This window comes from Pedobacter aquatilis, assembly GCF_032678425.1.
In the GTDB taxonomy this organism is placed as follows: Bacteria; Bacteroidota; Bacteroidia; order Sphingobacteriales; family Sphingobacteriaceae; genus Pedobacter; species Pedobacter aquatilis_B.
Map to the genome: position 1 here is coordinate 571981 of NZ_JAVTSG010000002.1, position 19592 is coordinate 591572.

The 19592-nt window shown below is 36.0% G+C and carries 21 protein-coding genes; 13 read left to right on the forward strand and 8 right to left on the reverse strand.

The annotated features are described in order from the left end of the window. Positions 1 to 173: 173 nt before the first annotated feature. On the reverse strand, positions 174 to 2210 hold the full coding sequence (locus R2Q16_RS08570; protein WP_316736459.1) for a M13 family metallopeptidase: 2037 nt from the start codon (positions 2208 to 2210) through the stop codon (positions 174 to 176). Positions 2211 to 2806: 596 nt separating this feature from the next. Here R2Q16_RS08570 and R2Q16_RS08575 point away from each other — a divergent pair. The 5 genes from R2Q16_RS08575 to R2Q16_RS08595 all read left to right on the forward strand — a co-directional run bounded on the left by R2Q16_RS08575 (position 2807) and on the right by R2Q16_RS08595 (position 7485). Further along, positions 2807 to 4786: a heavy metal translocating P-type ATPase gene (locus R2Q16_RS08575; RefSeq protein WP_316736460.1), complete on the forward strand. Its 1980-nt coding sequence runs from the start codon at positions 2807 to 2809 to the stop codon at positions 4784 to 4786. 78 nt (positions 4787 to 4864) lie between these two features. Next, positions 4865 to 6211, forward strand: coding sequence for a DEAD/DEAH box helicase (locus R2Q16_RS08580; protein ID WP_316736462.1), 1347 nt, complete (start codon positions 4865 to 4867; stop codon positions 6209 to 6211). A gap of 3 nt (positions 6212 to 6214) precedes the next feature. Then, positions 6215 to 6487: a hypothetical protein gene (locus R2Q16_RS08585; protein WP_316736463.1), complete on the forward strand. Its 273-nt coding sequence runs from the start codon at positions 6215 to 6217 to the stop codon at positions 6485 to 6487. A 132-nt stretch (positions 6488 to 6619) separates the two neighbouring features. Continuing rightward, a complete protein-coding gene (gldC, locus tag R2Q16_RS08590) occupies positions 6620 to 6955 on the forward strand; it encodes a gliding motility protein GldC (RefSeq protein WP_316736464.1) in 336 nt (111 codons plus the stop codon). Positions 6956 to 7071: 116 nt separating this feature from the next. Continuing rightward, a complete protein-coding gene (locus R2Q16_RS08595) occupies positions 7072 to 7485 on the forward strand; it encodes a hypothetical protein (protein ID WP_316736465.1) in 414 nt (137 codons plus the stop codon). On the opposite strand, the gene R2Q16_RS08600 is transcribed toward R2Q16_RS08595, so the two are convergent. Next, positions 7475 to 7978 (reverse strand): lipocalin family protein, encoded by a 504-nt coding sequence (locus R2Q16_RS08600; RefSeq protein WP_316736466.1) that lies wholly within the window; start codon positions 7976 to 7978, stop codon positions 7475 to 7477. The two genes, R2Q16_RS08595 and R2Q16_RS08600, sit on opposite strands and share 11 nt — an antisense overlap. Positions 7979 to 8024: 46 nt before the next feature. Further along, a complete protein-coding gene (locus tag R2Q16_RS08605; protein ID WP_316736467.1) occupies positions 8025 to 8504 on the reverse strand; it encodes a methylated-DNA--[protein]-cysteine S-methyltransferase in 480 nt (159 codons plus the stop codon). Positions 8505 to 8718: 214 nt separating this feature from the next. On the opposite strand from R2Q16_RS08605, the gene R2Q16_RS08610 reads away from it, so the two are divergent. The 8 genes from R2Q16_RS08610 (at position 8719) to R2Q16_RS08645 (ending at position 15661) form a co-directional block, all read left to right on the forward strand. After that, the gene (locus R2Q16_RS08610) at positions 8719 to 9384 is read left to right on the forward strand and encodes a heme exporter protein CcmB (protein WP_316736468.1); all 666 of its coding nucleotides are present in this window, start codon (positions 8719 to 8721) and stop codon (positions 9382 to 9384) included. A gap of 164 nt (positions 9385 to 9548) precedes the next feature. Beyond that, a complete protein-coding gene (gene ccsA, locus R2Q16_RS08615; RefSeq protein ID WP_316736469.1) occupies positions 9549 to 10214 on the forward strand; it encodes a cytochrome c biogenesis protein CcsA in 666 nt (221 codons plus the stop codon). A 103-nt stretch (positions 10215 to 10317) separates the two neighbouring features. Next, a complete protein-coding gene (locus R2Q16_RS08620) occupies positions 10318 to 10536 on the forward strand; it encodes a CcmD family protein (RefSeq protein ID WP_316736470.1) in 219 nt (72 codons plus the stop codon). A gap of 133 nt (positions 10537 to 10669) precedes the next feature. Then, complete coding sequence (locus tag R2Q16_RS08625) at positions 10670 to 12091, forward strand: Glu/Leu/Phe/Val dehydrogenase (RefSeq protein ID WP_316736471.1); 1422 nt, start codon at positions 10670 to 10672, stop codon at positions 12089 to 12091. Positions 12092 to 12500: 409 nt separating this feature from the next. Further along, entirely contained in the window at positions 12501 to 13088 is a 588-nt protein-coding gene (nudK, locus tag R2Q16_RS08630) for a GDP-mannose pyrophosphatase NudK (protein ID WP_316736472.1), read from the forward strand. A 117-nt stretch (positions 13089 to 13205) separates the two neighbouring features. Then, complete coding sequence (locus tag R2Q16_RS08635; RefSeq protein ID WP_316736473.1) at positions 13206 to 13613, forward strand: Rrf2 family transcriptional regulator; 408 nt, start codon at positions 13206 to 13208, stop codon at positions 13611 to 13613. A 27-nt stretch (positions 13614 to 13640) separates the two neighbouring features. After that, the gene (locus R2Q16_RS08640; protein WP_316736775.1) at positions 13641 to 14354 is read left to right on the forward strand and encodes an NAD(P)-dependent oxidoreductase; all 714 of its coding nucleotides are present in this window, start codon (positions 13641 to 13643) and stop codon (positions 14352 to 14354) included. A gap of 275 nt (positions 14355 to 14629) precedes the next feature. Continuing rightward, positions 14630 to 15661: a quinone-dependent dihydroorotate dehydrogenase gene (locus R2Q16_RS08645; protein WP_316736474.1), complete on the forward strand. Its 1032-nt coding sequence runs from the start codon at positions 14630 to 14632 to the stop codon at positions 15659 to 15661. Between the two features lies 1 nt (position 15662). Here R2Q16_RS08645 and R2Q16_RS08650 read toward each other — a convergent pair whose 3' ends face one another. The 5 genes from R2Q16_RS08650 to R2Q16_RS08670 all read right to left on the reverse strand — a co-directional run bounded on the left by R2Q16_RS08650 (position 15663) and on the right by R2Q16_RS08670 (position 19553). After that, positions 15663 to 16223, reverse strand: coding sequence for a DUF4256 domain-containing protein (locus tag R2Q16_RS08650; protein WP_316736475.1), 561 nt, complete (start codon positions 16221 to 16223; stop codon positions 15663 to 15665). An 18-nt stretch (positions 16224 to 16241) separates the two neighbouring features. Then, the gene (locus R2Q16_RS08655; RefSeq protein ID WP_316736476.1) at positions 16242 to 16655 is read right to left on the reverse strand and encodes a DUF1801 domain-containing protein; all 414 of its coding nucleotides are present in this window, start codon (positions 16653 to 16655) and stop codon (positions 16242 to 16244) included. A gap of 145 nt (positions 16656 to 16800) precedes the next feature. Next, complete coding sequence (locus R2Q16_RS08660) at positions 16801 to 16914, reverse strand: DUF1398 family protein (protein WP_316736477.1); 114 nt, start codon at positions 16912 to 16914, stop codon at positions 16801 to 16803. A 146-nt stretch (positions 16915 to 17060) separates the two neighbouring features. Then, entirely contained in the window at positions 17061 to 18515 is a 1455-nt protein-coding gene (locus R2Q16_RS08665) for a hypothetical protein (RefSeq protein WP_316736478.1), read from the reverse strand. Between the two features lie 369 nt (positions 18516 to 18884). Further along, complete coding sequence (locus R2Q16_RS08670; RefSeq protein ID WP_316736479.1) at positions 18885 to 19553, reverse strand: DNA alkylation repair protein; 669 nt, start codon at positions 19551 to 19553, stop codon at positions 18885 to 18887. Positions 19554 to 19592: the final 39 nt, after the last annotated feature.

Here is a 19592-nt window from a genome sequence, read left to right on the forward strand (position 1 = left end):
TATATTTTTCAAAGATAGAATGATAATTAAGAATAGAAAATGCTTCAATTTGTTTTGACGTAAAAAAAACGTCCCGATTTCTCGGGACGTTTTTTAGGTTTGATATTCCTCTCTGGGATGAAAATCATTGCTTGTTATATTAAAGTTACGAATTATAAATCTTTAACTTCAAATTACCACATTCTAATTCTATCCTCTGGTTTTTTGTATAATTTATCACCAGGTTTAACATCGAAAGCAGTATACCAGGCATCCATATTAACAGGTGCACCAATTGTACGGTACGGGCCTGGAGAGTGTGGATCAGTTTTAATTAATTGCGCTGCGCTTTCTGGTAAAATATTACCTCTCCAAACTTGTGCCCAAGCCAAGAAGAAACGTTGATCTGGTGTAAAACCATCAATTTTTTCATTGCTTTGTCCTTGTTTAGTCATTTTGAAAGCAGTATAAGCTGCATTTAGGCCACCTAAATCGCCAATGTTTTCGCCCATTGTTAATTTTCCAATTACGTGAACCGTATCTAAAACCGTATAAGCATCAAATTGCTCGCCTAAGGCTTTGGTTTTTTCTTCAAACTTTTTGCGGTCTTCAGCAGTCCACCAGTTTTTTAAGTTACCTTTTGCATCGTATTGGCTTCCGCTATCATCAAAACCATGACTCATTTCGTGACCAATAACAGCGCCGATACCGCCATAATTCAAAGCATCATCAGCATTTGGGTCAAAGAATGGGAATTGCAAAATTCCGGCAGGGAAAGTAATTGAATTCATTGTTGGGCTGTAAGACGCATTTACAGTTGGAGGCGTCATACCGAAACGTGTACGGTCTACCGGTTTACCCAATCTGTTAACATTTTCGTTATAACCCCAAACACTTGCATTACGTAAGTTTTGGAAATAGGTAGCTTTGTTAATGTTTAAGCCTGTATAAGTTTCCCACTTGGTGGTGTAACCAACTTTTGGTTCAAATGCAGCAAGTTTTTCAAGCGCTTTAGTTTTAGTTTCAGCACTCATCCATTCTAAACCTTTAATTCTGATTTCAAAAGCCTTGCGTAAATTCACAATCATCGCATCCATACGGGCTTTTGCTTCTGGTTTGAAATATTTAGCAACATAAAGCTGACCCAATAATTCGCCAATAGTGCCATCAGTTAAAGATGACATGCGTTGCCAACGTGGTGTTTGAACTTTTTGTCCGGTTTGTGCCTGAGTGAAAGCGAAACTTGCTTTAACAAATGGAGAACTCAAACTTCCGGCAGAACTTTTTAAAACATTCCACTCTAAGTAAGTTTTCCAATCTGCAACAGAAACAGATTTTAACATGCCATCAACGCTCGTCATAAACTTGGGCGAAGAAACCAAAACGGTATCTTGTCCTTTAATGCTGAATTTCGGTAAATAAGTAGCCCAGTTAATGCCAGGTGTCTTTTTACTTAAATCGGCAACGGTAAGTTTATTGTAAGTAGCGTATGGGTCACGCATTTCTAAGCGGCTCATTTGCGCTTCAGCAAATTGCTTTTCAATTTTAAAAACCGTTTCGGCTTTTTGTTTTGCTACATCAGCGCTGCTACCCGTTAAAGTAAATAAGGTAGTCATATAAGTATTATACGCTTCGCGGATTTTAACACTACGGGTGTCATCTTTCAGATAGTAATCGCGATCTGGTAAAGTTGTGCCACCCTGACCGATGTTAACCATGTATTTATTAACATTTTTACGATCTTGGCCAACACCAATGCTAAACATAGAGCCACCGATGCCATTTACACGCATATAAGCAGCTTGGTCTAATACGCCTTGAATGTCTTTAATCTGTTTGATTTTCTCCAAATCGGCTTTAATTGGCGTGTAACCTAATTTTTCAATGGTTACCGTATCCATTGCTGCGGCAAAGAAATCACCAACGCGACGCTTAACTGAACCTGCAGGCGCAGATTTATCAGCCGCGGCTTCTTCTACTAAAGATTTTACAGCATTAATGTTAAAATCACGAAGTTCATTAAAAGAGCCCCATCTGGTTTCTTTGGCAGGAACAGGATTATTTTTTATCCATGTACCGCTGGCGTATTGATAAAAATCATCGCCTGGCTTAACCGACAAATCCATGTTTGCAGGGTCGATGTATTTTTTTGGTGCTTGTGCATTTGCAGAAAAGCCCGCCGCAACTATACCAAGTGCAGCAAAATATCTTTTCAAATTTTGGTATTTCATTCGCTTAAATAAGTTAGTTATTTGAGCGAAATTTATGAAATACTAATTAATACTGAAACAATATATTAGAAATATTACTTGTTAAACCAGTAGTAAATTTTAGTTAAACCAAGTCGTCTTAAGAATTCGCTTGGCGAGAAATGGAACTTTAGAGATTTCATCTTTTTTAAACTTAATTACACTATTAACATTTTTTAACATAATTTATTGTGCACAATCAAAAATTTTAATTATTAAGAACGATTAAAAATAAAACGCAATTTAAGAAATATTGTATATGTAAATATACGTAATTTGAAAAAGAATGTGTAGTGTTTCATTGGTTCTTCAATCCCGCCATATGCTGCAATCTTTGGCTTTTAACACTTACGAATTTTGATGAACTGTTTTTTAAGTATAAACTTCGTAAGTTTTGCCAAAGTATTTCCGCTTCTGTCGGGTTTATTTTACTTTTGATAGTAAACGATTAGTGCCACCTAAACCCGACAAAGTAGAAAACCCGGAAGCCAATTTTTCTTTGGCTGAGGATTTGCAGCGATGGCGGGAAGAAAGAAACCGAAATGCACCTAAAATTGCTTTTCAAAAAAATAGTCTAAATGAGTCATCCCCACGATAAAGAAGATAGCTGTTGCAGTAGCAAGGCGCATAAACATACTCACGAGCACGCACACAGCCATGAAGATGGCGATGAACATGATCATGACCACGGTGGCGACCCATCTGCATTTAAAACTTACTTGCCCGCAATTGTAACACTTGTAATGTTACTAACCGGGATTGCTTTTGATAATCTTTTTAACCTGGGAGCTTTTAAGCTAATCAGGCCGTATTGGTATATTCTGGCCTATTTGCCGGTTGGTATTCCGGTTTTGAAAGAGGTTTGGGAAACATTTAAGGCCAAGGAATTTTTTACTGAATTTTCCTTAATGTCAATCGCCACGATTGGTGCTTTTGCCATTGGAGAATATCCTGAAGGTGTTACCGTAATGTTATTTTACACAATTGGGGAGCTTTTTCAAATGGCTGCGGTTAATCGAGCTAAAAGAAATATTTCTGCTTTGCTTGATGTTAGAGCAGACATAGCCCATGTTTTCAGAAATGGGAAATACGAAAACCTCAATCCTGAAAAAGTAGAAATTGGTGAAACCATACAAATCAAAGCAGGCGAAAAGATTCCTTTGGATGGAGAATTATTATCAGAAAAAAGCAGCTTTAATACAGCAGCTTTAACAGGCGAAAGCAAACCAAAAACTATAAATAAAGGTGAAAATGTTTTAGCCGGAATGTTAAATATCGACTCGGTTGTAGAAATAAAAGTAACCAAAGCATTTGCCGATAGCGCATTATCGAGAATTTTGGAAATGGTGCAAAACGCAACTACCCGCAAAGCAAAAACCGAATTGTTTATCCGCAAGTTTGCTAAAATTTATACGCCCATTGTGTTTTTTCTGGCTTTGGCTTTGGTTACCATTCCTATATTAGTTTTGGGTAACGAGTATAATTTCCAAACCTGGCTGTATCGCTCATTGGTATTTCTGGTGATTTCTTGTCCCTGCGCACTGGTTATTTCCATTCCATTAGGTTATTTTGGCGGTATTGGCGCTGCTTCGGCTAACGGAATTTTATTCAAAGGATCTAACTTTTTAGATTTAATTACAAAGTTGAATACCGTTGTGATGGATAAAACCGGAACGCTTACCAAAGGTGTTTTTAAGGTTCAGAAAATAGAAAGCAACATTGATGAAGCCGAATTTTTAGGCTATCTGGTATCCGTTGAAGCAAAATCTACACATCCAATTGCCAAGGCTATTGTTGAATATTATGGCGAAAAGGAAATTCATCACGCAGAAAACATAAAAGAAATTGCCGGAATGGGTTTACAAGGCATGGTTAATGGCAAAGAAGTGCTTGCCGGAAATACTAAACTACTTGATAAATTTAACATTGATTACGATAAGAAAATTAATGATTTTGAAGAAAGTATTGTTGTTTTAGCTGTTGATGGTAAGTATGTTGGTTATGCATTAATTGCTGATGAAATTAAGGAAGATGCTGTAGATGCTGTGAAAAATCTTCATGCCAATGGTATTAAACAAGTGGTGATGTTGAGTGGCGATAAAATATCTATTGTTAAAAAAGTTGCCGGGATTTTAGGCATCGATTCATTTTATGGTGATTTATTGCCCGAAGACAAGGTGAATAAACTAGAAGAAATTAAACAAAACAAACAAAATGTTGTGGCTTTTGTGGGTGATGGAATTAATGATACGCCTGTTTTAGCCATCAGCGATATCGGTATTGCGATGGGGGCTATGGGTAGTGATGCAGCCATAGAAACCGCCGATGTTGTGATTCAAACGGACAAACCATCAAAAATTGTGACGGCGATTAAAATTGGTAAGGCAACAAAGAGTGTAGTTATTCAGAATATAGTTTTGGCTTTTGCGGTTAAGGCTTTGGTTTTAATTTTGGGTGCAGGTGGCGTTGCTACCATGTGGGAAGCCGTATTTGCTGATGTTGGCGTAGCGTTTCTTGCAATTTTAAATGCGGTTAGAATTCAGAAAATGAAGTTTTAGACTGTAAATGCTGAACTTTTCACTTTAAACTTTACACTCTAAACTCCTATCAGCTTAAAAAGCCTATCTTTGTGCGCTATGGCGAAATCGTTCGAAGAATTTAAGTTAAACAGGCAAATTTTAAATGCAGTTGCCGATGCCGGTTACACCGTTGCTACACCGATACAGGAAAAAGCAATTGCTCCGGTATTATCCGGACAAGACATTTTCGGTATTGCTGAAACGGGAACAGGTAAAACTGCAGCTTTTGTTTTGCCAATTTTAATGCAATTAAAGTATGCTCAGGGCGAAAATCCAAGAGCTTTGATTTTATCGCCAACTCGAGAATTAGCGATGCAGATTGCAGAACAGGTTAAGTTATTTTCTACTTATACTGACTTACGCTCGCTTGTAATTTTTGGCGGTATCGGTCCGAAAACACAAAAAGAGCAGATTGCAAAAGGAATTGATATTTTAATTGCAACGCCAGGCAGGTTTTTAGATTTATATTTAACAGGCGATATTAATACCCAAAGTTTAAAGTTTTTAGTGCTTGATGAAGCCGATAAAATGATGGATATGGGTTTCATCGGTTCTATTCATCGTATTTTGGAAATCGTTCCTCGTAAACGTCAAAATTTACTTTTCTCGGCTACAATGAGCGATCTGGTACAAAAAATAGCAGGCGATTTCTTGAATAACCCACTTGTTATTGAGGCCGCTACACAGGCTACACCAGCCGCAAACGTAACACAGAGCCTATATTATGTGCCAAACTTTAAAACCAAAATTAATTTATTGCAGCATTTGCTGAAGAATGATGAGGCATTTACCCGTTTGATTATCTTCTGCAAAACAAAAACTGTTGCCGATAATATTTTTAGCTTTATTGAGCGTAGATATGGTGCAGAAAATGTGCGGGTTATCCATGCCAATAAAGGTCAAAACACCAGAATTAATTCGATTAATAGCTTTAAGGAAGGGAATATTCGCGTTTTGGTCGCTACCGATGTTGCCAGTCGTGGAATAGATGTAAGCGATGTAAGTCATGTTATTAACTTCGATGTTCCGATTATTATTGAAGATTATGTACATAGAATTGGGCGTACTGGTAGGGCTTTTGCCAAAGGCGATGCCATAACTTTTGCAACTGACGCAGAAAAATATTACATCCGTAAAATTGAGAAATTAATTCGTCAATATATTCCGGTTGCAGAAATCCCGGAAGGCGTTTATATTGATGAAACGCCTTACGAGGAACGCCAACATATTGCCCGCGAAATTGATATGCAAAAACGCAAGGAAGACCCTGATTTTAAAGGTGCCTTCCATGAAAAGAAAAATGCAAAAGTTATAGAACAAAGGGAAAGAGATAAAGCTAAAGCAAAGGCCGGAAAAACTGTTAAAAGTTTCAAAAAAGGTAAACGTTTCGATAAGAAAAAGTAAATAATGAAGCTTAGAATTACACCTTTAAATATCATTAGTGCCATTAGTTTGGGTTTGGTTGTAGCTAATATTTTAGGCACTAAAAACAACGCACCCCGACAAATTGATATGAGTGGTTTTTACCTTTTTATATTGGGATGCCTGATTTTGGTAACTTTTATAACAGATATCATTTTTCGTTTTACGCTAAAGGATTTAAAAAAGATTTGGATTGTGGAGTCGATTTTCGTGGTTTTTACGGTAATCCTTATCTTCATTATTCAAAAGCTAGCGTAATTTACAGGTCAAAAAACATTATCAAGATGTAATCAATTCATTTTTGTAATGAAATTAAATAGCATCTTTGCAACCTAAAAATAATCGATTATATGGGTATTCAATCAATCACTCATCCAATCATTAAGAAATATGAAGACAGCAGAAATAAAATTAACAGTTGAATTAGACGAGGCTAACAATCCGGATAACATTCTTTGGGAAAGCTCAGATTCTCAAAACTCAGATAAAGTGCCTGCAAAAGCAATGTTCCTTTCCGTTTGGGATCATAACTATAAAAACACTTTAAAAATAGACCTTTGGACTAAAGATATGCCTGTTGATGAAATGAAACGTTTCTTCTACGAAACTTTACAAACCATGGGTGATAGCTTTTTAAAAGCAACAAATGAGACCTTAATTGTTGAGGATTTAAGAGATTACTGTGCGCATTTCGCTGAGAAGATGGGTATTGTAGAAGGGCAGTAGGCTAGTCGGAAGTCGGAAGTCGGAAGTCGGAAGTCGGAAGTCGGAAGTCGTTTAAAAATGCCAGTCAAGTTCGTTATTCCTAATCGTATTTCGTAAATCTAAAATCGTAAATCAATATGTTAATTCTAAATAAATTCAGGGCATATTTAGGCATTGTTCTATGCGTTGTAGCAAGTTTCTGCCCAATGTTAAAAGTGCCAATTAAAGGCAACTGGAATCTCTATCAATCAGATGCCCGTTTGTTTATCATAACTTATGCAATACTTGCGATTGCCGTATTAATTTTATTTATCAGAAAAGCTGGAGCGTTTAGATTTATCAGTTTTGTTATGGCAATTTGGTATGTTTTAGCTATTGTGGCGGTTTACTTCACTGCAAATAATTACACCAAATATGGTTTTGCAAATAAATTAATTGGTAAAGTTGTTCATTTCCAATGGGGATGGATAGTTTTTTTAGTAGGCGTAATATTTTTGCTTTTCAGCACTAAACGCGGAGCAAAAATTACAGCGTCTACAACTAGTCTTTAAATTGCGAAGTAAGTTTAGCAACCTCGTAGCCTTTAGCCTTACATCGGGCAACAATTTCATCATGAGTTTTCTTCGGCATACTTTGCGTGCGGCTCATGATGAACAAAAATTTATGGTCTGGGTGACCAACAACTACGTATGAATAATCATCTGCGAGCTCAATAATCCAGTAATCTACCTTAATCGGCCAAACAAATTGCGCCTGCAACTCGCCCTTATTCCCATCTTCTGACGGAAACATTTTCGAGTTTCTGGAATAGACTTTCTCGTCATTTGGCTTTTTGTAAGTAGTAACCACATTATAAAATCCATCTTTATTTAAAGTGTATCTTGTGGTAGTTTCTCTGCTGCCTTTATCAAAAATTGTTGGAATAGAATATAGCGAATACCAAGTGCCTGAATATTTATTCAAGTCGAGTTTATTAACGGGCGTATTTTTATCAGCAGAAAAAAAACTAAATACTACGAATAGTATGGTGCAAAACGTTTTCATAACAATAGAGGTTTATGTTACTTACGAAAACTATTTGAATTAAGTTTTAAAATTTAAGTTCTGCCTGGCCCTGTTGAGCTATTTCCCGCTCATGTTGCAACAGCCATTGCTTACGCCATAAGCCACCAGCGTAACCAACCAATTTACCATTGCTTCCAATAACTCTATGGCAGGGTACTACAATCGCAATATTATTTTTGCCATTTGCTGCGGCTATTGCCCGAATGGCTAAAGGTTTATGTGCCGAAAATTTAGCGTAAGATGTAGTTGCGCCGTAGGGAATCGTCAATAAATTTCGCCAAACTTCCTGTTGAAATTCTGTTCCCTTTTGTTTGATAGGAAAATCAAAATCCCTTAATTCGCCTTTGAAATACGCTTCTAATTGAGAGGCAACACGTTTAGTTAATTCACTTTCAGGCATTTCATCAATTACCTTTTCAGAAAAAGTTACTTCCGTTATGTAATCATCATCAGCTATGATGGTTATTTTGCCAATTGGAGATTCTATAACTGATGCGTGGTTCATAGTTTTTTTTCGACACGGAAGCACCGAGTTCGCGGAGAAACAAGAAAGTTATTATTTTTTTCTAAAAAGATTTTCATTAAAGCAAAATCAAATTTATTTTCCGTGTATTCTGTGTTTCTGTGGCAGCCGAAGTGTCGCTAAAATTCTAAACAATATTACAACAAACCTACAATTTAACATCGCAATATTTGGTAAGAAAAGTATCTTTGCGGTTATGCAATTGGCCAAAGAGGTTAAATACTTAATCCACAAGGAAGTACTGTTAGAGTGGCGTTCCAAATACACCATTAACGGAGTATTGCTATATGTTGTTTCTACAATTTTTACCTGCTATTTATCTTTTGTTAGTCTTGGCGATAAACTAGCCTGGAATGCATTGTTCTGGATAATTATACTTTTCGCATCTATTAACGGTGTTTCTAAAAGTTTTTTACAAGAAACCAGAGGACAGCAATTGTATAGTTATGTTTTAGCAAGTCCGGCTGCGGTATTAATCTCTAAAACCGTTTACAATGTCCTGTTGATGTTAGTTTTAACTACCATTGCATTAGGTTTTTATACTCTGGTTTTCGATTCTTTTACACCTCCAGATTTGCTGCTTTATTATGTTGCTGTGTTAATGGGTAGCATCAGTTTTTCAACCGTTTTTACAATGGTTTCTGCAATTGCAAGTAAGGCAGGAAATGGTGGAATGCTTATGGCAATTTTGAGTTTTCCAATCATCATTCCCGTACTTATACTTTTAATAAAATTGGCTAAAAACGCGGTTGATGGCTTGCCTTGGGAAAATAGTTACGATGAAATTGGGATGTTGTTTTTGGTAAATGTATTAACCGTTGCAACCTCATTATTACTATTTCCTTACCTTTGGAGGGATTAAGGGAATTGTAGAATGAGTGAATTTTGGATGAAAGAATGGGTATACAGCAATCATCAATTCAATTATTTAAAATTCAAAATTAAATAGAATGAGTGTATAATTGATTTGGCAAGTGATAGACATTCACTAATTCAATCATTCAAAACTCAATAATTATATTACATATGAATAAAACTTGGTGGAAAATTTTGGGTTCAGTTTTGGTAATTTATACTGCAATTGCAGGCTTATTATTAGGCGTTCCGCGTTTACCTATTTTAAATGAATCAATCAGAAATCTGTATTTCCACGTACCAATGTGGTTTGCAATGATTGTTTTATTTTCTATTTCTGTTTTTTACAGTGTAAAATCACTAAGCTCAAAAAGCGAAATTGATGATTTAAAAGCTGTAGAAAGTGTAAATGCAGGAATCATTTTCGGACTTTTGGGTTTAGTAACCGGAGCTGTTTGGGCTAAATATACATGGGGGCAGTTCTGGAGTTTTGATCCAAAACAAAACTTTGCTGCGATATCTGTTTTACTTTACTTCGCTTACTTAATTCTTCGCAATGCGATAGATGAAGAACAAAAGAGAGCAAAAATTTCGGCCATTTATAACATCTTCGCCTTCCCAATGATGGTGGTTTTACTTTTCGTTTTACCACGCTTAAAAGATTCATTACATCCAGGAAACGGCGGTAATCCGGGTTTTAACAGTTATGATTTAGATAGCCGTATGCGCATGGTATTTTATCCGGCTTGTTTAGGTTGGATTTTAATCGGTTATTGGGTTTATACCATTCGTTTCAGGTTACGTTCGATAGAGAATAAACAACAGAATTTGGATTAAAGAGTAAAGAACAAGGATTAAGGAACAAAGAGTGGTTTAAATAACCAAAAACTCAACATCCAAACATCGAAAAAACGAATCACCAATCAACTAAAAATTCATCATGAAAAAAATAATATTCTCACTTATACTAATGTTTACAACTATACAATTATTTGCACAAAATAACGATGTAGAAATGGCCGATACGCTGCGCAGCAATGGCAAAATTTACGTTGTTGTAGCCTGCATTGTGATAATTTTAGTCGGTTTATTGGTTTATCTATTTTCTATCGATAAAAGATTAAAAAAAATCGAAAAAGAAAATACGACTAAAAACTAAGTTTAAACGTTTTAAAGTTGTTTTTTGAACCAAAAACGATTGGTGTTGGCTATACACTAAGTATTTTTTCATTTGGATATATGCGGTTTTTTTAGGCAATTTTGCAGCATACTTAATTCATAAAAAATAAATAATGGCTAATCTAGCAGACGAGAACAAGTTCTTTGCAGATGTTTGTAAGAACTTTGACAGTGCGGCTCAATTCACCAATCATCCGGAAGGTTTATTGAACCAGATTAAAGCGTGTAATAGTGTGTATCGTTTCCAATTTCCAATTCGCAGAGGAAACGGTTTTGAAGTAATCGATGCATGGCGTGTGGAGCACTCGCATCACATGAGCCCAACAAAAGGTGGTATTCGCTACAGCGAAATGGTTAACGAAGATGAAGTTATGGCACTTGCGGCCTTAATGACATACAAGTGTGCTATCGTTAATGTACCCTTCGGTGGTGCTAAAGGCGGTATCAAAATCAACACAAAACAATATAGTGTAGCAGAGTTAGAAACGATTACCCGTCGTTACACTACTGAGTTAATTAAAAAGAATTTTATTGGTCCTGGTATCGATGTTCCTGCTCCAGATTATGGATCAGGTGAACGCGAAATGAGCTGGATTGCTGATACATATATGACCATGAATCCTGGTCAGTTAGATGCTTTAGGTTGCGTAACAGGTAAGCCAATTGCTTTACATGGTATCCGCGGACGTAAAGAGGCTACTGGTCGTGGTGTTGCTTATGCAGTGCGTGAGTGTGTAGAAGTTGCAGAAGATATGGCAAAAATTGGCTTAAAAGCTGGTTTAGGCGATAAACGTGTAATCGTTCAGGGTTTAGGTAATGTGGGTTACCACTCGGCTAAATTCTTAGCAGAATTTGGTGCAACAATCGTTGGTTTATGCGAGTATGAAGGTGCTATCTACAATCCAAACGGCTTAAATGTTGATGAAGTTTTTGCTCACCGTAAAAACACAGGTTCAATTTTAGGTTTCCCAGGCGCTACCGATTTCAAAAACTCAATGGAAGGTTTAGAGCAAGATTGCGATATCATTGTTCCGGCAGCTTTAGAAAACCAATTTACAGAAGAAAACATCCGCAACATCAAAGCAAAAATTATTGCTGAAGGTGCAAACGGACCAACTACTCCAGAAGCTGAAGCTATTTTCACCGAAATGGGTGGTATCATTATTCCGGATATGTATTGCAACGCCGGTGGTGTTACGGTATCTTATTTTGAGTGGTTAAAAAACCTTTCTCACGTAGCATTCGGACGTATGGAAAACCGTTACGCGGCTAATTCAAACGCAAATTTAATTGCAACTTTAGAAAACTTGACTGGTAAAACCATTCTTCCTGAACACCGTTTAATGATTGTTAAAGGCGCTTCGGAAATGGAATTGGTAAACTCAGGTTTAGAAGATACCATGATTCATTCGTACCACGAAATTCGTGAAACTTTGAAAGTAAAACCAGGTACACAAACATTGAGAACAGCAGCTTTTGTTAACTCAATTGACAAAATTGCCGTTTCTTACATGAATTTAGGTGTATGGCCATAATAAGCTGAAAGACGAAAGACTAAAGCTAAAAATCCTTGCAAATCTTAAATTTGCAAGGATTTTTTTATTTTGAAAATGTGGGCTCTGTGACTTATCGGTTAGGGTTGGCCCCGCTTTCCGTTGCAATCTTTTTGTTAGATTCTACAATGCTATATTTGTCGTCATTGCGAGGAGGAAGGGCGTAGTAATCTTATTCATTAAGTACTCCAAAAAGTATTTACACTACAATCGGGTTTAAGAATAAAAGGACATTCAAATTAGTCAGTGATATTTTGTCGAATTTGTCGTAAAATATAAGTGTTTCACCTTCCAAATGTTGTTTTAAGACAACCCAATTTTATATTAAGGCTTGCATGTCATCAATCCCTTGGGAAAAAAATAATTACATTTAAGCTCATATATTTAGAGCATGAACAACGAAAACATAAAGATAATAAGCAAAGAAATTCTTTCAGATAATTGGTACACCCTAAACAAAATCACATTCGAATACCTAAAAAAAGATGGTACAGTTGAAACCCAAAACCGAGAAGCTTACGACAGAGGAAATGGTGCTACAATTTTACTTTATAATGTTGCCAGTCAAACTGTAATTTTGACAAGGCAATTCCGATTACCCACCTACATTAATGGTAATGAAACTGGAATGCTCATTGAAACGTGTGCAGGTTTATTGGACAAAGATAATCCGGAAACGGCAATAAAACGCGAAACGGAAGAAGAAACGGGCTATAAAATTAAAGATGTAAAAAAGGTTTTTGAAGCCTATATGTCGCCAGGTTCGGTGACTGAGATTCTTTACTTTTTTGTTGCTGAATATTCAAAAGATATGAAGGTGAGTGAGGGCGGCGGACATCTTGAAGAGCAAGAAAATATTGAGGTTTTAGAAACATCATTTGATGAAGCTTTAGATATGATTGCTACAGGCGAAATTAAAGATGGTAAAACGATAATGCTTTTGCAGTATGCACAAATCAACAGTTTGTTTGATGCTTAGCATCGCCTACTTTTTTTAATTTACTTCCAGCGCAAATCAATTAAGAGTAAAGTGTTAATTTTTTTTGAAATCTAAATTATTTACATACATTTGTACTGTAATAAAAATAATTACAGAATGAATAGCAGATTTCCAATATCCTTACACATACTTACTTTGCTCGAAGATGCGAAAGGGGAAGTTGTGAGTTCGGAATATCTGGCCGGGAGCATTAACATAAATCCTGTTTTAGTAAGAAAGGAAATTGCCAATCTGCGCAAACATGGTTTTGTAGAAAGTAAGGAGGGGAAGGGTGGGGGTTCTTTTCTGGCGAAAAATGCTATCGATATTAACTTAGGAGACGTTTACAGGGCCGTTCGGAATGATAATATTTTAGGACAAAGTAAAAATGAACCTAACCCAAAATGTCCAATTGGAAAGCAAATTAATCAACATCTACGTACGCTTTACAGCGATGCTGAAAATGCTTTGATTGGTAATTTATCAAAACAAACGCTTTCTGATTTTGCATTAAAATTTAAATAATATTTTTTTAATTATAACTGTAACAAAATTTATTACAATAAACATTTAAAATTCACTCATTCAAAACTTAATAATTTAAATTTAAATAACATGAAAGTAGCAGTAATAGGCGCATCAGGCTTTGTAGGTAAAGCTTTGGTTAACGAATTGGTAAATCGTGGCAATGAAGTAATTGCAATCGCCCGCGATACCGAAAAAATTGAAAACAGCGCTGATAAAGTAACCAAAATTTCGGTTGATGTTTTAGATACAGAAAAATTAGCTGAAACATTAAAGGGTGCAGATGCTGTAATCAGTGCATTTAATGCTGGTTGGACAAACCCGAATCTTTATAACGATACCATAACAGGTGCACAGGCAATTCAGAAAGGCGTTAAAGCATCCGGTGTAAAACGTTATATTTTTATTGGTGGTGCAGGTACTTTGCAAATTGATGGAAATCAACTGGTAGATGGCGAGAATTTCCCTAAAGATATTTATCCGGGTGCATCAGCAGTTAGGGATTACTTTAATACTTTAAAAGAAGAAAAAGAATTGGATTGGTTGTTTTTTAGTCCGGCGATTGAAATGCACCCTGGTATTACAATCGGTCGTACGGGCAAATATCGTTTAGGTAAAACTTCTCCTGTTTTTAATGAAGAAGGCCGCTCAGTATTATCTGTCGAAGATTTATCGATTGTTTTGGCAGATGAACTGGAAAATAATGCACATCACCAGGAACAATTTACAGCAGCATACTAGTTGATGTGAGATGTGAAGATGGATGAAGGAAGATGGGCGTGATTTAATATGGAAAATGGAATAAGTAGGATGGAAAATGTAACAGGGATAATGTGATAATAGATGATGTAAATTGAGATACAATATTGATGACATATTATGGGAAACTTAAAATATTAAGAGGTTTTTCAATTTACCATCATCCATTGTCTCTTCTTACATTTTCCTATTATCCATCTTCCCTACATCCATCTTACATTTTCCATTATTTTCTATATTTTATTTATCTTCGTGGCATGTATCGCCTAATTAAACCAATATTCTTCAAGTTTGACCCTGAAAACGTACATTATTTCGTTGTAAAGCGGTTAAAATGGTTTAATGATAAATTTCCACTTGGTAAAACTATTATTCGTAGTAGCTTCGATGTACACATAAAAGGCTTAGAGAAAGAAGTTTTTGGTATTAAATTTAGAAATCCTGTTGGTTTGGCCGCTGGTTTCGATAAGAATGGCGAATATGTCGAATCTTTAAGCAATCTTGGCTTCGGTTTTATAGAAGTTGGTACGGTTACGCCAATGCCACAACCTGGCAATGATAAGCCGAGGATGTTTCGTTTGCCAAACGATGAAGCCTTAATTAACCGAATGGGCTTTAACAACAAAGGTGTTGATGTAATGGCAGAGCGCTTGCGAATGCTAAAAGATAAACACCCTGATATTGTGGTTGGTGGAAACATTGGTAAAAATAAAGCAACGCCGAATGAAGATGCGGTAAGTGATTACATTAAATGCTTTGATAGATTGTTTGATGTGGTTGATTATTTTGTGGTTAATGTTAGTTCCCCTAATACACCAGGCTTGCGTGAATTACAAGAAAAAGAACCACTTAAAAATATCTTAAACACACTTCAGCAACTCAATTTAAAAAACAACATATCTCGGCCAATATTGCTCAAAATTGCACCAGATTTAACTGATGCACAATTAGATGATATTATCGAAATTGTAGCAGAAACTAAAATTGCTGGGATTATTGCAACTAATACAACCATCAGCAGAGAAAATCTGGCTACAGAAAAAAACCTGAGCGGGGAGATGGGCGGTTTGAGCGGCAAGCCTGTAAAGGAACGCTCTACTGAAGTTATCAGATATCTATCAGAAAAATCAAATAAAGCGTTCCCGATTATTGGTGTGGGTGGAATTCATTCTGCTAAAGATGCCCAGGAAAAATTAGATGCTGGTGCAAGTTTGGTTCAGTTATATACTGGTTTTATTTACGAAGGTCCGGGATTGATTAAATCGATTTGTAAATCACTGGTAAAGTAAGTTAAACTTTTAGTAATCCTCGAAAAGCCCTTGCCGCGTAGTAAGAGGATGCGCCGTTGTGGTAAATAAACACAGTTTCATATCTATAATCTGCAAATATTGCACCGCCAAGTTTTCTGATGTCATCTGGTGTTTTGATCCAACTTGATGTTTTTAGGTCAAATTTACCGAGCTTTTGTAAGGCCCTGTAATCTGTCTCATCTAAAATTTCGATGCCCATTTCATTTGCCATATCAATGGCTGTGTTTTCAGGCTTAAATTCCTTTCTGCTATCTAATGCTTCGCGGTCGTAGCAAAGGCTCCTTCTGCCTTTTGGCGTTTCCGTACAGCAATCGCAAAATATGTATTCTTTGGTCTCTTTATTGTAATCGATTACATCAGGTTCGCCACCGGTCCGTTCCATTTCGTTTAGCGACCAAAGTTTGCCAGTGTTTTCCTTAAGTTTAGCTTCAACATCGTTCCATTCTATTCCTTTATGTCTATTAGCATTCTTGTCAAAACGGGTTTTTAATAGAGCTAATAGTCCTTCAGTTTCTTCAGCAGATAGTTGTTTTTTGCTCATAATTTTATTTACAAGGGATTATTTATCTTCTAATGCGGCGGTAATTAATTCTCTCAAAATGTTTTCATCAACATCGGCCAATTTATTAATGTAAAGACAGCCAACGCCACTTTTGTGTTTGCCAAGTTGGTTTAATTTATTTTCATATTCCTTTAAACTCAGAACTAAATTCAAAGAAAAATCTGTCTTTCGAGGTGAGAAACCAATTTTAAACCAATCAACTTCACGATTTGTGCTAGGGCTTTTGTATCGTTTCTTACCGAAACCAATTATTTTAGAACCCCACATTTTAGGTTCTTCGCCACTTGCCTGTTGCATTATATCAATCAGTTTTCGGCTATCTTCACGTTTTTGTTCAGTTGCTAAACCATTAATAAAATCATCAACATTTAAATCGTTTTCTTTCGTTTTTATTTCGGCTACTTTGCTCATATAACAATTGTTCGATGCAATTTAAAAAAAAAATAATATGCTAACAGTTAAGCTAAATTATTTAATCTATTGAGTAGTTTTTTTAGTAAGAAAATATTATTCAGGAATTTTCTCCGTCAAAACTTCATTTCCGTGGCTACCATAATTAAGTACATTTCATTTTATTAATTAAAATTAACCATTTCTCAATACCACAAGTTGCGCACATTTTAATGAACTGTAAAAAATCTGATATGTCCATCCGTAACGGATGCTTCATAAAGGGTAACACCTTAAGATTTAATTTCTTTGATGTAGGAAGGGAAATCTGCACCGGATTTTACTTTGCTGTGTGCGTCTGTATTACACATTTTATTATAAAGTTAACCGGTAATAGTAGAACAGATTTCTTTAAATATTTTGATGCTAATATTTAGTTATTTTAATGAATAATTTACTTCTCCCTGAGCCTAAATCATCACTAGATGCAATTGAAGTTGTAACTTGATAAGTTCTGGCCTGAAAAGTAATTTTATCAAAAAGTGTAACAATGGATGTTGCAGCTTCAGTATTGTTAGCTCCCCCATAATTATATATATCCGTCCATGTATTTTCTGCTAGGCTTTTAACAAATTTTCTTTCAGAACCACCGTTAACACTTTCCGAGCCAAAAAAGGAATAAGCCAGCATAACTTGGGTAGAGCCATACTCTTGTTTCATTTGTACTATTTGATTTGCAGTAATACCATTATACCTTACACATAATCTACTACCATCAAAACATGTTACAGAGCTACTTGGGGTAAATTCGTTAATGTCGTAGCTAGCTGTTACAGATGTTCCAGCTGGGTCTTCATCTCCTGTGCCAACATCAACAGTCATACAACTTGTTCCGGCATAAAACGGAATTAAGGTACTATTAATAGAAATATTTGATGGCGCTGGTGAACTAAGTGTTGGTTTTCCTGTTACAACAAAGTATAAATATCCGTAGCCATAAGCTAATGTTCCAGGTAATAACTTAAATGTCAATCCGTTAGAGGTGGTTGATGTTCCACCTTCGTATTGGCCACCGTTACCATCAGAATATGGAATAGTTAATACACCACTATAAGCAGTATTTGCGGTATAGGTTCCAGGCGTGAGGTATGCTGTATTGCAGTTAATTTTCGTTAATCTTGGATTAATGAGTGTTGTATTATTTAGAGATCTCCATTCAGAGCCATTCCAAAAAACATAACCTTTATATTTTAATGCATCTGCACCTGTATTGTAAATTAAAAGGCCTGTTGCTGGAGATGGTACGGTGGTTTGGTCTGTAAAGCTCTTTAGCCCTATTCTTGGTGCAAGTAAGCCTTTATTACTTGTCGAAAGATCTAATATAGCTGAACTATTTGGCGAAGCAGTTCCAATTCCAACAGTTCCATTATCTTTTGCTACAAATTCTGTTCCAGCTGCTCTTGAAGTTGTACCGTCTGCATTTGTACCCAATTTCACCATTGCATTACTAGCATCATTAACCCAAGCATCGTTAGTTAAATCTGATGAACCAGCACCTGTAAGTATTTTTTGCCAGGCCGAGCCATCAAAATAATAATAGCCGGCAGCGTTGATGTTGGCTGTTTTTGGATCAGCAGGAATTGCTGCTGAAGCACTCGTTGCAAATATAATAGTGCCTGTTTGGTCGGTTCCATACTGGCTACTTGCCGCCTTAATCTGGGCACCAGAAAGCCTTGGTGCAATTAAACCTTCTGGTTTGGTACCATCTATTGTTTTTGCAGTTATATCTAATGTAGCTTTTGGAACCTTATTATTTATTCCAACTTGCGCAAACACAGCTGTTGAAAATAATAGTGCCAAGGAAAGAATTATTTTTTTCATTTGTTATAGTATATTTTGTAGAATTTGTTATCGTAAATAATTGTCAAAGTTGCTTAAATTGCATAATCATATGAGCTTATGGTAAGCGGATAAAAGCAAGTTGTACTATTCACTATAAGTACAGCTTGAGGTGTAAAAAAAAAAGTATAAAACAAATCTGGTAATGAGGAGGTTACAATCCGTATTCTTAATTGGAGTGCGAAAGTAATAAAAAAATTTCCTTATCTAATTGGGGGTGATTTAGAGTTTCTCCAAGATTTTTTAGATAAGCTTCTGATTGTAAGGTGTTTGTGTTTTGCGTGAGTTTGTGATAGCTATTACGCAATTATACGCAGTTAGTAAATAAGAGGCTAATGTCTATATTTCAGATTAACCATCGCTTCTACTCACCATTTCATTAATCCAGATAGGAGCGAAGGGTGATGTACATCCTTTAGATACTGGGTAGTTACGGTAAACCCCCAATGATTCACCTATCATTAGGGCTCTTTCTCTGTGTTGAGGATGATTTATTCCGATTTGGGCAAGTGTAGTATTCATTGTCCATTGTACTTCTGGAGCAGCAGTTAGCATTTCCTTTTCAATTCTAACTAATAAGGCTTCGATGTTAATTCCTTCCCGATTTCTACTTACACGACCGCTGGTTAGACTCCAGCCTGCTCTGGCAAGCATTTTATTGTTTGAATTCATCCATCCTTCACGAAATTGTTCATTGTTTGGATAATCTTTAACGATGTAATTATAAAACCAATCTGCAGCCCAGGTAAAATTTTCTTGAGAAACCATTTGCTCAATTTCATTAGCCGAGAGTTCTTTCGGTTTCAGAATTAAAATAGAAAGCAATCTCGCATCAATATTTTCAGTATTCCAAAGTTCGAGCGCTAAAGAATGGTTGGTTTTTATTTTCTTAGCAACCGCTCTGATGTCGCCCATTTTTACACCGTACAAGTTTTCTCTTGCTCCATTTTTTAGGTGCATTTGTCTAACTTTTTCATCGCCAAGCAATTTAAGTGTTGATATGGTTTCTTGAAGATTCATTTTTTAACGATTTACCTTACTCAAATTTATTCTTTTGGC

Bases quoted from the DNA above. Each gene is read 5' to 3' on its own strand.
- R2Q16_RS08570 (WP_316736459.1), bottom strand. From the start codon at position 2,210: ATGAAATACCAAAATTTGAAAAGATATTTTGCTGCACTTGGTATAGTT.
- R2Q16_RS08575 (WP_316736460.1), top strand. From the start codon at position 2,807: ATGAGTCATCCCCACGATAAAGAAGATAGCTGTTGCAGTAGCAAGGCG.
- R2Q16_RS08580 (WP_316736462.1), top strand. From the start codon at position 4,865: ATGGCGAAATCGTTCGAAGAATTTAAGTTAAACAGGCAAATTTTAAAT.
- R2Q16_RS08585 (WP_316736463.1), top strand. From the start codon at position 6,215: ATGAAGCTTAGAATTACACCTTTAAATATCATTAGTGCCATTAGTTTG.
- gldC (WP_316736464.1), top strand. From the start codon at position 6,620: ATGAAGACAGCAGAAATAAAATTAACAGTTGAATTAGACGAGGCTAAC.
- R2Q16_RS08595 (WP_316736465.1), top strand. From the start codon at position 7,072: ATGTTAATTCTAAATAAATTCAGGGCATATTTAGGCATTGTTCTATGC.
- R2Q16_RS08600 (WP_316736466.1), bottom strand. From the start codon at position 7,978: ATGAAAACGTTTTGCACCATACTATTCGTAGTATTTAGTTTTTTTTCT.
- R2Q16_RS08605 (WP_316736467.1), bottom strand. From the start codon at position 8,504: ATGAACCACGCATCAGTTATAGAATCTCCAATTGGCAAAATAACCATC.
- R2Q16_RS08610 (WP_316736468.1), top strand. From the start codon at position 8,719: ATGCAATTGGCCAAAGAGGTTAAATACTTAATCCACAAGGAAGTACTG.
- ccsA (WP_316736469.1), top strand. From the start codon at position 9,549: ATGAATAAAACTTGGTGGAAAATTTTGGGTTCAGTTTTGGTAATTTAT.
- R2Q16_RS08620 (WP_316736470.1), top strand. From the start codon at position 10,318: ATGAAAAAAATAATATTCTCACTTATACTAATGTTTACAACTATACAA.
- R2Q16_RS08625 (WP_316736471.1), top strand. From the start codon at position 10,670: ATGGCTAATCTAGCAGACGAGAACAAGTTCTTTGCAGATGTTTGTAAG.
- nudK (WP_316736472.1), top strand. From the start codon at position 12,501: ATGAACAACGAAAACATAAAGATAATAAGCAAAGAAATTCTTTCAGAT.
- R2Q16_RS08635 (WP_316736473.1), top strand. From the start codon at position 13,206: ATGAATAGCAGATTTCCAATATCCTTACACATACTTACTTTGCTCGAA.
- R2Q16_RS08645 (WP_316736474.1), top strand. From the start codon at position 14,630: ATGTATCGCCTAATTAAACCAATATTCTTCAAGTTTGACCCTGAAAAC.
- R2Q16_RS08650 (WP_316736475.1), bottom strand. From the start codon at position 16,223: ATGAGCAAAAAACAACTATCTGCTGAAGAAACTGAAGGACTATTAGCT.
- R2Q16_RS08655 (WP_316736476.1), bottom strand. From the start codon at position 16,655: ATGAGCAAAGTAGCCGAAATAAAAACGAAAGAAAACGATTTAAATGTT.
- R2Q16_RS08660 (WP_316736477.1), bottom strand. From the start codon at position 16,914: ATGAAGCATCCGTTACGGATGGACATATCAGATTTTTTACAGTTCATT.
- R2Q16_RS08665 (WP_316736478.1), bottom strand. From the start codon at position 18,515: ATGAAAAAAATAATTCTTTCCTTGGCACTATTATTTTCAACAGCTGTG.
- R2Q16_RS08670 (WP_316736479.1), bottom strand. From the start codon at position 19,553: ATGAATCTTCAAGAAACCATATCAACACTTAAATTGCTTGGCGATGAA.